The following is a 13,042-nucleotide window of genomic DNA, read 5'->3' as shown; positions in this document are numbered from 1 at the left end:
TGGGCCTTCAGTTCCGGGTCGACACGACGAACACAGGGTGGGGACTTTTATCTGGCCACCAGCGGGGACCTCGACCTGGCCACCAGTGGGGACTTTCTCATGGCCATGGACAGGCGGTCAGTGCGATACCGTCAGTTGTTGGGCTGGCATTTGGCCATACATATCGCTTGGATTGTGTGGTTTATCGGGGCAGCTTCGAGCGTCAGGCCTATAGACGCTGAACCAGGCTGGCGGGTGATTGTGCCTCCCCGACTGGAGGGGCAAAGTCGTCGAATCCAGCTTGTAGTTAACTCAGTGGGCGGGTTTCGGACGGGTGAACGTTCAAACGATCCCAGCGCGCGTACGAACGTCGAGAATGCAACCGTCAAACAGTTCGCGGAGCGCGAACTCAGCTTTTGGACAATGCAAGCGGATACTGTTTCTACCGCAATGGCCGAACGCGCGAACGCGGTTCGGTTGTTCGCCTCGACGTGTGGGTTAAGCGTCGGCGAGGACCAGGGGCCGCACTACTGAAGTCGGCCGTCTCGCATTGAGACCAGCGCTGCGACCATGCAACGCCGGCGCACGATGTGGGAAGCCTCGTGCTCTGTCCTTTCTGGTGCTGCGAAGTTGCGGCGCCTGGCCAGGCCACGTTCGATTCAGTCTTTGAAACGCCCCGGGTTTGTCGGAGGCTCTCGAATCTGTGAAGGATGGAGAGCATGGCAGCACCACGGAAGTACAGCGTTGAGCTGAAGGAGCGGGCGACGCGGATGGCGGTGGAGGCCCGCAAGGACCCAGCCACGCGACCAGGGGCGCTCAAACGGATCGCCGATCAACTCGGTGTGCACCCGGAGGCGCTTCGCACCTGGGTCAAGCAGGCCGAGATCGATGGCGGGGACCGCCCGGGGACCACGACCAGCGAGGCTGAGCGGATCGCGCAGCTGGAACGGGAGAACCGGGAGTTGCGGCGGGCGAACACCATCTTGAAGCAGGCATCAGCTTTCTTTGCGGCGGAGATCGACCGCCCACAGCGTTGATCGTGGAGTTCGTCGCCGCTTTCCGCGACGAACACGGAGTCGATCCGATCTGCGCGGCCCTGCGCGACACGGCCGCCCAGATCGCTCCGTCCACAGTCCGAGCCCATCTGAGCTCTCGACGAGTCGAGGCGCCACGGGTGGTCCGTGACCGCGAGATCCTCGGTGAGATCCGCACCGTGCATGCCGACAATCTCGGCGTCTACGGTGCCCGCAAAGTCCACGCCGAACTACGCAGAAAGGGTATCGGCGTGGCCCGGTGCACCGTCGAGCGGTTGATGAAAGCTGATGGGCTGCAGGGGATAACGAGATCCAAGACGCGGAAGACCACGCACAGCGAGGGGGCCGAAACTCCGCAGCCGGCCGATCGTGTCGAACGGCAGTTCACCGCGGCGGCGCCCAACGCGCTGTGGGTGGCGGACCTGACCTACATCCGCACACACTCGGGGTGGGTGTATGCCGCGTTCATCCTCGACGTCTTCTCAAGGATGGTCGTGGGCTGGCAGGTCTCGACCACCATGCACACCGACCTCGCGCTCGACGCCTTGGATATGGGGTTGTGGGCGCGGTCGCGTGCCGGCCAGGGCGTGGCCGGGCTGATTCACCACTCCGACCGCGGAGTGCAGTATCGAGCCATCCGCTACACCGAACGTCTCGCCGAAGCAGACGCAGTGACTTCTGTTGGCTCCAAGGGTGATTCGTACGACAATGCGATGGCCGAGGCGTTCAACTCGTTGTTCAAGGCCGAGTGTATCCGTAACCCAGTCATGCGCCCTCGCGGTGGCTGGGGCGGTGTCGGCGAGGTCGAGATCGCCGTCGCCGAGTACATCGACTGGTTCAACCACCGCCGCCTGCACGGCGAGATCGGGCACGTCCCACCCGTCGAGTACGAGACCACCTACTGGTCGACCCACACAGTCACCAGCTACCGTGAGAACCCGGTCCCGGCAGTCGCTGGAACCAAGTAAACGAGCCCCCAGCAAACCCGGGGCGATTCACTTCCGGTGGGGTAATGAGCCTGCTCATTAGGCTCATTACCCCATAGTCATCAAAGGTGTGAACGCGTTCGATCACGCTACTCGCTACACGACCGCCGGGGTGATGCCGAGCTTGCCGGCCAGCTTGGCGAGGTAGCCGCTCGCGCGCTCGACCGAGTCGTCGGGGAGGCCGTACAGCACTGTCGTGACCCCGATCTCGCGCCACTTCTCGAGCTTCTCGGGTACCGGCCGGAAGTCGAGGACGACGATCTCGGGGTCGCCCGCACGACCGGCGTCGGACCAGATCTGCTTGAGCAACGACACCGATCCCTCGATGTCCTCCTCGCCGGGGGTGGTGATCCAGCCGTCGGCGCTGCGCGCGATCCACTTGAAGTTCTTCTCGTTGCCTGCCGCGCCCACCTGGACCGGGATGTGCGACTGCGTCGACTTGGGCCACGCCCAGCTGGGACCGAAATTCACGAACTCGCCCGCGAACTCGGCCTCTTCCTGCGTCCAGAGCGCGGTCATCGCCTCGAGGTACTCGCGCAGCATCGTCCGCCTGCGCTTCGGCGGGACGTTGTGGTCGGCGAGTTCGTCCAGGTTCCAACCGAATCCGACGCCGAGGGTGACCCTGCCGTTCGAGATGTGGTCGAGCGTCGCGATCGTCTTGGCGAGGGTGATGGGGTCGGACTGCACCGGCAATGCCACCGCGGTGGCGAGGCGGATGCGTTCGGTGACTGCTGCGGCGGCCGCGAGGGATGTCCAGGGGTCGAGTGTGCGCATGTAGCGCTCGTCGGGCAGCGTCTCGTCACCGGTGCGGGGATGCGCGGCGTCGCGTCGAGTCGGGATGTGGCCGTGCTCGGGAACGTAGTACGACGCGAAACCTGCGTCCTCGATGAGCGGGGCCAGGACGTGGGGCTTGAGCCCGCGGTCGCTGGTGAACTGCACGATCCCGAAATCCATGGGGCCCTCCGACGGCGTCGTTCGGTCGTCCGCGGTTTCCGGACGGTTGACTGGACACTAGTCTAGGTGATCGGCGTCACCCAGGCCAGAGGGCATCGGGGGCCCTCACCGACTCATCCCTGCGGGTCGGTGGCCAGACCCGGCATGACGAACCGCTCGAGATGGCGTCGGACCTGCCGCGCGTCGTCGATGTCGAGGGCCTCACCCGGGGAGGTGCCGAGGCTGATCAGGACGCGCGCAACCCATTCGGACACCTCGTACGGATCGTGTGCGGGGTGTATCTCCCCGCGGGCAGCGGCCTGTTCGACGAACGGGAACCAGAACGCCGCCAGATCGGGAACCAGCTTGACGACACCGACACCGGCGCATTCGGCGAACTCCGTGGGTTCCTCCGTGCGGAGTCGGAGCAGCAGCGTGCCCGGGTCGTCGTAGGCACCCCGGCCGATCCGGACGCCGGCGGTGAGTTGCCCGACCAGGTCGGGGATGGCGTCGAGTTCGGCCCGGGCGTCGCGCCAGAACGACTCGGTGAGACGGACGATGGTCGCGCCGATCATGGACGGTTTGTCCGGATAGTGCCGATACAGCCACGCGCGGGACACGCCTGCCGACTCCGCGACCTGCTGCATGGTGGTCGCCCGGATTCCCTTGTCGGCGAGCAGCTTCTGCGTGGCGTCGAGCAGTCGTTCGTGGACCGTCGTGGTCGAGGCCTCGGTCACTGACTCCTCCTGTGGTCGTGGTCGGTGCGCGCCGCGTCCCCACATCCACATGTCTGCTCAGGAGGGCGCTGCGTAGACAGTTCGCGGATTCTGTGTACACGATACGTCTCATCGTGTAGACACAAATCAGATTGTGTCTACATCCAACGGGTCCACCGAGGGGGCAGTGTGCCTTTACCAACCACCGCGATCATCGGCGCCGGTATCAGCGGGCTGACCGCCGGCAAGATGCTCACCGACTACGGCGTGCCGTACACCTGCTTCGAGAGTTCGGACCGGGTCGGGGGCAACTGGGCCTTCGGCAACCCGAACGGTCACAGCAGTGCCTACCGGTCGCTGCACATCGACACCTCGAAACACCAGTTGTCGTTCCGCGACTTCCCGATGCCCGACGAGTATCCCGACTTCCCGCACCACACCCAGGTCAAGGCCTACCTGGACTCCTACGCCGAGGCCTTCGACCTCTACTCCTCGATCGAGTTCACCAACGGAATCGAGCATGCGACCCGACTGGACGGGGGCGGCTGGGAACTGGAGACCCAGGGCGGTGAGCGCAGGCGGTTCGACCTGCTGGTGGTGGCGAACGGCCATCACTGGGATCCGCGCTGGCCCGATTTCCCGGGCGAGTTCGACGGAATCGAGATGCACGCCCACCACTACATCGATCCGCGTACCCCGCACGATTTCACGGGTAAGCGCATCCTCGTCGTCGGCCTGGGTAACAGTGCCGCCGACATCGCCGTCGAACTGTCGTCGAAGGCGCTGGACAACAAGCTGACCCTCTCCACGCGGTCGGGAGCGTGGATCGTGCCGAAATACTTCGGGGGCAAGCCCGCCGACAAGTACTACCGGTCGACGCCGTATCTGCCGACGTCGTGGCAGCGCAAGTTCGTCCAGGTCATGCAACCCGTGACCGCCGGCCGGCCGGAGGATTACGGTCTGCCGACACCGAATCACAAGTTCTTTGAGGCACATCCGACGCAGTCGGTGGAACTGCCACTGCGACTGGGCTCGGGCGACGTGACCCCCAAGCCCAACATCAGCCGGTTCGACGGGTCCACGGTCCACTTCGACGACGGGACCGCCGACGACTTCGACATCATCATCTACGCAACGGGTTACAACATCACGTTCCCGTTCTTCGACCCGAACTTCATCAGTGCGCCCGACAATCGGATCGACCTCTACAAGCGCATGTTCTACCCGGGAATCGACGACCTCGTCTTCGCCGGTTTCGCGCAGGCGGTTCCGACGCTGTTTCCCTTCGTGGAATGCCAGGCGCGGCTGATCGGGGCCTACGCCACGGGTCACTACCGGCTCCCGTCGGTACCGGAGATGCGGCAGACGATCGAGGCGGACATGCAGTACTACACCGGACACATGCTCGACCGCCCGCGGCACACGCAGCAACTCGATCACTATCTCTACGAACACAACATGCGGACCAAGGAGATTCCGGCGGGGATCCGGCGGGCCCACCAGCAGGGGCCGCCGACGTGGGCCGGGGTGGCCGACGATCTGGTCTCGAAGGGAGCATCCGCATGACCATTTCAAATGGTGCGACCACCGTACGCTTCCGATCGTCCGACGCCGACTGCGACGCCTGGTTCTTTCCGGGCGCGGAGTCTTCGCCGTTCGAGATCGACGGCAAGCGCCCCGTCGTCGTGATGGCGCACGGTTTCGCGGGGACCAAGGACTCGGGTCTGGCGCCCTATGCGCAACGGTTCGCCGACGCGGGGTTGGCCGTGTTCGCGTTCGACTACCGCGGCTTCGGGCTGTCCGGTGGCGAACCGCGACAGTCGATTTCGCTGGAACGGCAGGCCGACGACTACCGCGCCGCGATCGGCGCCGCCAAGAAACAGCCGGGAGTGGACCCGGAACGGATCATCCTCTGGGGAGTGTCGCAATCCGGCGGGCATGCGCTGACCGTGGCGGCCGACCGGACCGACGTGGCCGCGGTGATCGCGGTGGTGCCACTGGTCAATGGGCTCGCCGCCGGTCGCGTCGCCTACGCCCAGGTCGGCGGGGCGGCGATCGCCCGCTCGACCGCCACGGCAGTGGCCAGTTCGGTGGGTCGACGGCTGGGCCGGGGTCCGAAGATGTTGCGGGTCGTCGGCGAACCCGGCGACGTGGGCGCCGCGCTGACCGCACCAGGGTTTCTGGAGAGCTACCGCGCGATCGCGGGGCCGTCGTGGCGCAACGAGGTCGACGCCTCGGTCGGTCTCGAGATCGGCTCGTTCCGAGTCGACAAGCACGCCGCGCGCGTCGATGCCCCGGTGCTGTTCCAGATCGCCGACTTCGATTCCGCCGCACCGCCGTACGCGGCGTCGAAGACCGCGTTCAAAGCTCACGCCGAAGTGCGCCACTACCCGTGCGACCATTTCGACATCTTCGCGGGCAACGACTTCTTCGAGCCCTGCGTCACGCACGAGATCGGTTTCCTGCGCCGTCATCTGGCATCGAACGCCGACGTTGTGGAAGCGGCTACGCGATGAACCGGGCGGTCGTGATCGGGGGTGCCTCGGGGATCGGACTGGCCACCGTCGACGCGTTCGTCGGCGAGGGGATGCAGGTGGTGGTGGCCGACCGCGACGTGGAACGTGCCGAGCAGGTGGCGGCGACGCGCGACGGGGCGCGGGCGGTGCACATGGACGTGACCGACGAGGACTCGGTCGCAGCGACTTTCGCCGGCATCGGCGACTTCGACACGGTGGTGAACTGTGCCGGGTTGTCGAATCCGGGTGCGCTCACCGAACTCGAACTCGACGCCTGGCGCAACACCGTCGACATCTGTCTGACCGGAACGTTCCTCGTGATCAAACACGCCGGTCGCCGGATCGCCGACGGCGGATCGATCACCTGCATCGCCTCACTCAACGGCCGCCAGCCGGGCGCCGGGATGGGGGCGTACTGCGCGTCGAAAGCCGGTGTGCTGATGCTCGTCGAGGTGGCCGCACTCGAACTCGCCGACCGTCGGGTGCGGGTCAACGCGGTGTCGCCGGGGCTTGTGATGACCCCGCTGACCGAGGGCATCGGCTTCGTACCGGGCCTCACCGAGGACTACCTCGACAACACCCCACTGGGCCGGAGCGGAGAACCCGCCGAGATCGCCGACACCGTAGCCTTTCTCGCCTCCGACAAGGCGCGCTGGATCACCGGTGCCGCCTTCGACGTCAACGGCGGTGCGCACCTGAAGCGCTATCCCGACGTGCTCGGCAAGGTGCGGGCGCTGGCCGGTGAGGCTTAGTGCCCGCGACCCCGCCAGCTCTGCTCCCTGAGGAGTGCCCGGAGCTTGCGGAGGGCGCGGCCCACCACCGCTCCCTGAGGAGTGCCCGGAGCTTGCGGAGGGCGCGTCACGAAGGATCCGGCGACCGAGGCCGCGAACCCTGAGAGATCAGGACTTCCGCGGTAGCGGCGCGCCCACCTCGCCCGAGTCGCGGCGGAGGACACGCAGCGATCCCTCCGCCCGCACCTCGGTGAACTGTCCGGTTTCCAGTGCCTGGCAGTAGATCTCGTACGGCGGGCGGCCGCCGTCGGCGGGGTCGGGGAAGACGTCGTGGATGAGCAGGGCCCCGCCGATGCGCACCCACGGCGCCCAGCCGTCGAGGTCGGTCTGCGCCGCCTCCATGCTGTGGCCGCCGTCGATGAAGACGAAATCCGCCGGTCGGCCCCAGACCTTAGCGGCGACGGCCGACGGGGCGAGCAACCCGACGACGGTGTTGTCGAGCCTGGCGTCGAACATGGTGCGGCGGAAGCGTGCCGAGGTGTCGAGCGTCCCGGTGTGTGCGTCGACGAGGGATTCGTCGTGGTACTCCCAACCGGGCTGGTGTTCCTCGGAACCGCGGTGATGGTCGACGGTCACGATGACGGCGTCGTTCGCTTCGCCGGCCGATCCCAGGAAGACGGTAGATTTCCCGCAGTAGGTACCGATCTCCACGCCGACCTTCGTCGAATCAGGTTGGGACAGATATTCTCCGGCGATCTCGAAGAGCGTCTGGGCCTCGTCGAGCGGCATGAATCCGGGTGCCTCGTCCGCGACGCGGAGGCGGTCGGGGGAGGGTGCGTTCGGCGACTGTGCCGCAGGTTGTGACATGGCATCAGATCCTATCGGGTGTGTGACGGTCGCCGCGTAGGGTGAGCCGTATGAAAGCTCAGGTACTCACCGCAGAGACAGGCCCGTCCGGACTCGAGTTGCAGGACGTTCCCGATCCCACCCCGGCCGACGGCCAGGTCGTCGTCGACGTGAAGTCGTGCGGCGTGTGCTTCCCCGACGTGCTGATGAGTCAGGGCAAGTACCAGCTGCGCGTGCCGACGCCGTTCACGCCGGGCACCGAGGTCGCCGGCGTGGTGCGCTCGGCTCCCGACGGGGCGTCGGTGAAGGTCGGGGACAAGGTGCTCGTGGCGTCGATCGTCGGCGGATTCGCCGAACAGGTCGCGGCCGCGCCCGAACAGCTCCTGCCGCTTCCCGAAGGCCTGACCTTCGAGCAGGGCTCGGCCATGGGCATCAACTACCAGACCGCCTTGTTCGCGCTGAAGACCCGCGCGCACACCCAGCCCGGTGAGGTGGTCGGCGTGCTCGGCGCCGCCGGCGGCGTCGGGACCGCGTCGATCATGGTCGCCAAGGCGATGGGCGCGAAGGTCATCGCCATCGTCCACCGGAAGGGTGCCGAGGACCTGCTGCGCAGCGCCGGGGCCGACGAGATCGTCCAGCTCGAGGAGGGCTGGGGTACCAAGCTCAAGGAGATCGTCCCCAAGGGCGTCGACGTGATGATCGACCCGTCGGGCGGCGAGGTGTTCGACGAGGCGCTCCGTCAGGTCGCCCCCGATGGCCGCTACGTCGTGGTGGGCTTCGCGGCCGGTGGCATCCCGACCGTCAAACTCAATCGAGTCCTGTTCCGCAACATCGCCGTCGTCGGGGCCGCGTGGGGCGAGTACGTGCGCACCCATCCGGAACTGAATCTGCCCGCGAAGCTGCATGAAGAGCTGACAGAGATGATCGCCGACGGGATGGAACCTCAGGTCAACGTCACCTACACGCTCGATCAGCTGCCGGAAGCGTTGACCGATCTCGCCGAAGGGCGGATTCTGGGGAAAGCGGTCGTCAAGATCGGCGAGTAGGCCCTCGGCGGGTCGGCCCGGTTTGCGACGTCGCATCGCCTTCCGCCCAGCGCATCCGTCATCGAAGGGATCTGCCATGTGCCGCAACATCACCGAACTCCGCGGGCTCGAACCGCCGGCCACCGAGGACGAGATCGAGGCGGCCGCAAGGCAGTACGTGCGCAAGGTGAGCGGCGTGCGGCATCCGTCGCCGGCGAATGCGGAGGCCTTCGAGGCCGCGGTGGTCGCCGTCACCGCGGCTACCCGCACGCTGCTCGACGTCCTGCCCGAGCGTCGTCAGCCGCCGAAGACGGTGCCCCCGCTCCGGCGCCCCGAGGTGCAGGCGCGGATCGCCGCTCGGGGCTGAGGAGTCCCACACACAGGTTCAGCAGTAGGTATCGCCAGGCGATACCTACTGCTGAACTCGTCCTGAGTTGGTGCGCTGTGGACTGACACCCGACCACGGGCTCGCGTGCGGTTAGTATCACCCCACGTGAATGCCTGTGCCTCTGCGGGAGGGGCACGGTGAGTGGTTGGGGGATTCGATGACACCAAAACCCGTTGAGGTCACTCCGAGCAGCTTGACGGATGCGGCTAGTCACATGGCGAGCAATGGAATATCGATTCGTGCGATCGAATCGCCGACGTTCGGCGCGATCGCGATGGCGGTGCCCGGTTTCGAGGTTGCTGCAGTGGCAGACAGCGTCGGCGCATCCGTCAAACAGGCGCTGACGACGATCGCGGGCCGTCACGAACAGTTCGGAGACGCCTTGGACTCGGCGGCGTCGGTCTTGGTGAACGTGGACGACGTTGCTGGGAGATTGCTTCAATCCCTGGGCAATCTCAACCAGCGACCTGAGTGATGAGTGCAAAGACTCGTAGCATTGTGGCCAACGCACATCCGGAAGTGCTCGGCCACGCGGCCTCCTCATTGAGCCCGGTCTCGACCGCAATCGAGCGGAGGGCCGGAGAGCTCTATGCGAAGGTAGCCGGCCTCGATTGGAAGGGCGCTTCGTTCGACGCTGCCGTGACCCGAGCCGACCATGAGAAGACTCAGATGACTCGTGTCGCCGCCGCCGTCGACGAACTTGCCGAGGCCTTCAAGTCGGGTGCGAGCAGGATGACGCCTATGGTCGAGACGCTCAACACCACGGCCACCAATTTGGAAGGGGACCGGTTCTCGGTCGACAACGACTGGACGGTCCGCGATCTCCGTGACTATGAGGCAGAGGAGCGGCGCAACGAGGGTGACAGTGTCGCTTTGACACGAATTGCGAATGATCGTGCGCTACGGGGGAACGAGGCGACGAACGAGACGGTCCGACTCCAACGACTCGCACGCGAATTGCACGATGCCGACGTCGACACGAAACGCGCGATAGTGCAGGCGGAAGAACTCATTTGTGCGATGGCGCCGGTCACCGCTGGTTTGAGTTCACGCCAAGCTGAGCTCGACGTGAGAGCCTTACGAGAAGGGAACATCTCACCTGCTGGTCTCGCGCGTCTGAACCATGCGACGCACTTCTCCCCGGAACAACTTGAATCGCTTCGACAAGGTCAGCCGACGGAGATTTCGCAGGGGCAGTACGACTACCTACGAACGTTCATGAGCGAGGTCGACTCGGCCAACATGAACGAGTTGCTGCGGGTCCACGAACAAGCGCCAGGTGTCCTCGGCAACGCGCTCAGGGTGATGTCGTCGCCAAACGTGCGAACAAAGGCGGGGTCGGCGGGTGGACTCGACCGCCTGCCCGACAGTGTTGTGTCACTGCTTCGAGAGAACCAGATCAAGCACGAGGTAATCAGTCAGCCTGGCGGCCGGCTGCTCTCCCTGACGGGCGTGAATCGTCTCGACGATTTCAAGGCGCTCAACACGATTCTCAGTGACCGAACCGACCGCACCCTGCAACTTGGAACCGATGTCGATCGGGGAATGCTGAAACAGGCATCGGAAATCGTCGGAGCGCTCCCGCACGACGAGGACACGCCGTTCGGTTTCTATGACGAGAATCAGAGTTTCGACGAGGTCCGCCAGGTCGCCAGTTCGATGCTCAGCACCGCGAGTCACGACCACCAAGCGGTGACAGACTTCCTCACAGGCGAGCGGATGGGCGTCACGGTCGCCGAAGGGCACCGGTACGACGCAGATGCGCACGTGCTGAACATCCTCACCGAGAACTGGTCGGAAGGCGATCCGAAGCTGTGCAGCCCCGATGACCAACGCGGACCGAGGGACCTGTTCGATTGGATCGGTGAAGCGGCCGCGGCGCCTGGCTACGAGGGTGAACTCGGAGGTAAGTCGGCGGACACGCTGGCGCGTGTGCTCGTCGATAACGAAAAGGCACTCGATGCGCTCTATGTCAACAGAGATCACACTGGAACCAACCAATATGAAACCTTTGGCGAGCGAAACCCCTACGTCTCACAAGTGTTGGCTGCGAACCTCGCTCCGTACTTCGGAAACTTTGCGGACGCACCCAGCGAGGTTCTGACCAATCACACGGCCGGGCCGCTCGCAGACACAGTCGAGTTCTCCAAATTGATCGGAGTTCTCTCCACCGATCCCGGAGCCGGCCGAATCGCCCTCACCGCGGCCGTCCAGTGGGAGAACTACCTTGCGCACGAGTTCGGAAGCGACCCGGACAATACCGAACTCGCCACTGCCGCGGGCAAGATTCATTCTTCGATGAGCGGTGGGTTGAGCAACGCCTTGGAGACGCTAGCGGACAACGACGAGTGGGAACGGTTCCGCAAATGGAATGAGGACACGTTCCTGATCGACTCCACGGGTGCGCTGGTGGGGGCGGGCGGATTGTGGATCCCGGGTCTATCCGAGGTCGCTGGACTCACGGTGCCACTCGTGAAAGCCGAAGAGATCAGTCTCCCGACCGCAGACCCACAGCAGGACGAAAACACCTGGCGGACCGAGATTCGTGACATGGAAACACGGTTGGACAAGTTGACTGCGGGACACGATCGGGGTGTCCAGGTGACGTCCGGATTCGTAGAAAACCGCCCAGACCTGTGGGGAAAGGTCTGGATTGCAAAGGACGGTTCGGAGTTGACGTTCGTGAAGGCGGACGGCTCGTTGGACACCAAAGTCGCTGGTAGATACCAGGAGGACTTCGACAGATATGCAGAGAGCGTCGGTGCAAGACAGATTCGAGCCGAGTACACCGAAGACTATCGGGACGTTCGGGAGGACCCAACGATCGGCGACGACGAAGGTGCGGGAGATATTGCGTCTCGTCCGCCCGGTTAGCGTTCTCCTTTCCGTCATATGCCTATCGACCGGATGTGCTGTAAGTGGTTCATCCGCTCCGAGTTCGACTGCAGGCTCCACCGATGCGGTCCAGTCGGCATCACCATCGGAGGCCCGTGCTCTACAGGGGTTACAGTGGCGATCCCGGTGGCGTGACGACAGTCGCGTGGAACTGTCAGCACCTGCCGGCACATTCATCCGCGCCGTGATAGAGGCGCACGCGTTGGCGATTTTTGACTGGGACGTGGAGGACGAGTTCCCAGGCGTCAAGCGAGCTGTCCCGACTAGGGACTCATGGGAGCCGGCGTGGGGAGCCGAGTTCTACAACACGTCGGACCACATGAACAAGATTGCGGACGTACGCCGGGTTGCCGACGACACCGTCATCGCGATCGTATGTTCGACCGGTCAGGCCAAGAATGACGAGAGTGAATTCCCGCCGTTTTTTGATGCCAGCAATCGTCCCGACCGGATCGATCGCGGCATCTCGGTTGTCAGGTTAACTGTCCACACCAGAGGTGAATCGCCTCCAGAGGAACGCCGAGGCGATCGGTTGTTTCCGGGATACGACGTGTTTGGGGACTGGTGGGTATCCGAATACAAGGACACCTGGGCACCGAACGTGCCGGGCGAACCGAAGCCCGACGTCGGTATCTGTGGCGACATGGGTGACCTGACGGCGCCCGGCCCGTCGTACCCCGGTTGGTCTGGCGCCGGCGTGTGAATGGTCCCGAACGCAGATTCAGCAGTAGGTATCGCCAGGCGATACCTACTGCTGAACTCGTCCTGAGGTGGTGAGCCTACGAACCGGCGGCTTCGTCGCTGCCGGTGACGATCGTTTCCGCGAAGTCCCACAACAGATTGTCGAAAGCCTCGATTGCGTAGAAGATTGCAGACAGCATGATTTTCCCGCTTTCATTTCGAATTCGACAGTGGACGCAGGCCGCAACAAGGACGCACGTCGACGGCCTGTGGGATAGCGGGATGGGTGCCAGATGATCAAGAGGGGGTTGA

The 13,042-nt window shown here is 64.7% G+C and carries 11 protein-coding genes, 1 pseudogene and 1 other annotated feature; of the genes and pseudogenes, 9 read left to right on the top strand and 3 right to left on the bottom strand.

Translation table 11 applies throughout. The features are described 5' to 3' along the window. Window positions 1–698 precede the first annotated feature (698 nt). Window positions 699–1,981 (top strand): annotated as a pseudogene (locus tag FFS52_RS18255) (IS3 family transposase). Then, window positions 977–1,105, top strand: a sequence feature (AL1L pseudoknot). It overlaps the preceding pseudogene by 129 nt. 114 nt (window positions 1,982–2,095) lie before the next feature. On the opposite strand, the gene FFS52_RS18250 reads toward FFS52_RS18255, so the two are convergent. Continuing rightward, the gene (locus FFS52_RS18250; protein WP_137810522.1) at window positions 2,096–2,953 is read right to left on the bottom strand and encodes an LLM class F420-dependent oxidoreductase; all 858 of its coding nucleotides are present in this window, start codon (window positions 2,951–2,953) and stop codon (window positions 2,096–2,098) included. Window positions 2,954–3,066: 113 nt separating this feature from the next. Then, the gene (locus FFS52_RS18245; protein WP_171011674.1) at window positions 3,067–3,669 is read right to left on the bottom strand and encodes a TetR/AcrR family transcriptional regulator; all 603 of its coding nucleotides are present in this window, start codon (window positions 3,667–3,669) and stop codon (window positions 3,067–3,069) included. 168 nt (window positions 3,670–3,837) lie between these two features. Here FFS52_RS18245 and FFS52_RS18240 point away from each other — a divergent pair, with 168 nt between their 5' ends. Genes FFS52_RS18240 through FFS52_RS18230 form a run of 3 tightly spaced genes read left to right on the top strand, consistent with a single transcriptional unit; the run spans window position 3,838 to window position 6,916 of the window. Next, on the top strand, window positions 3,838–5,214 hold the full coding sequence (locus FFS52_RS18240) for an NAD(P)-binding domain-containing protein (RefSeq protein WP_058252423.1): 1,377 nt from the start codon (window positions 3,838–3,840) through the stop codon (window positions 5,212–5,214). Beyond that, entirely contained in the window at window positions 5,211–6,164 is a 954-nt protein-coding gene (locus FFS52_RS18235) for an alpha/beta fold hydrolase (RefSeq protein WP_058252422.1), read from the top strand. The genes FFS52_RS18240 and FFS52_RS18235 overlap by 4 nt, the downstream gene beginning before the upstream one ends. After that, window positions 6,161–6,916, top strand: coding sequence for an SDR family oxidoreductase (locus tag FFS52_RS18230; protein ID WP_137810521.1), 756 nt, complete (start codon window positions 6,161–6,163; stop codon window positions 6,914–6,916). The genes FFS52_RS18235 and FFS52_RS18230 overlap by 4 nt, the downstream gene beginning before the upstream one ends. A gap of 147 nt (window positions 6,917–7,063) precedes the next feature. Here the strand turns inward: FFS52_RS18230 and FFS52_RS18225 are convergent, their stop codons facing one another. Then, entirely contained in the window at window positions 7,064–7,762 is a 699-nt protein-coding gene (locus FFS52_RS18225; RefSeq protein ID WP_137810520.1) for a class I SAM-dependent methyltransferase, read from the bottom strand. 50 nt (window positions 7,763–7,812) lie between these two features. Here FFS52_RS18225 and FFS52_RS18220 point away from each other — a divergent pair, with 50 nt between their 5' ends. The 5 genes from FFS52_RS18220 (at window position 7,813) to FFS52_RS18200 (ending at window position 12,752) form a co-directional block, all read left to right on the top strand. Continuing rightward, window positions 7,813–8,787, top strand: a complete 975-nt coding sequence (locus FFS52_RS18220) for an NADPH:quinone oxidoreductase family protein (RefSeq protein ID WP_137810519.1) — start codon at window positions 7,813–7,815, stop codon at window positions 8,785–8,787. A gap of 76 nt (window positions 8,788–8,863) precedes the next feature. Beyond that, entirely contained in the window at window positions 8,864–9,133 is a 270-nt protein-coding gene (locus FFS52_RS18215; RefSeq protein WP_058252418.1) for a DUF2277 domain-containing protein, read from the top strand. A 235-nt stretch (window positions 9,134–9,368) separates the two neighbouring features. Then, window positions 9,369–9,629, top strand: a complete 261-nt coding sequence (locus FFS52_RS18210) for a hypothetical protein (RefSeq protein ID WP_249356473.1) — start codon at window positions 9,369–9,371, stop codon at window positions 9,627–9,629. Then, window positions 9,629–12,028: a hypothetical protein gene (locus FFS52_RS18205; protein WP_137810517.1), complete on the top strand. Its 2,400-nt coding sequence runs from the start codon at window positions 9,629–9,631 to the stop codon at window positions 12,026–12,028. The genes FFS52_RS18210 and FFS52_RS18205 overlap by 1 nt, the downstream gene beginning before the upstream one ends. A gap of 166 nt (window positions 12,029–12,194) precedes the next feature. After that, window positions 12,195–12,752, top strand: a complete 558-nt coding sequence (locus FFS52_RS18200; RefSeq protein ID WP_249356471.1) for a hypothetical protein — start codon at window positions 12,195–12,197, stop codon at window positions 12,750–12,752. Window positions 12,753–13,042 lie beyond the last annotated feature (290 nt).

It is taken from the genome of Gordonia sp. ALPHA1B1, from assembly GCF_005502615.1.
Classification (GTDB): Bacteria; Actinomycetota; Actinomycetes; order Mycobacteriales; family Mycobacteriaceae; genus Gordonia; species Gordonia hongkongensis.
This window is presented reverse-complemented; position numbering and strand designations above follow the sequence as displayed.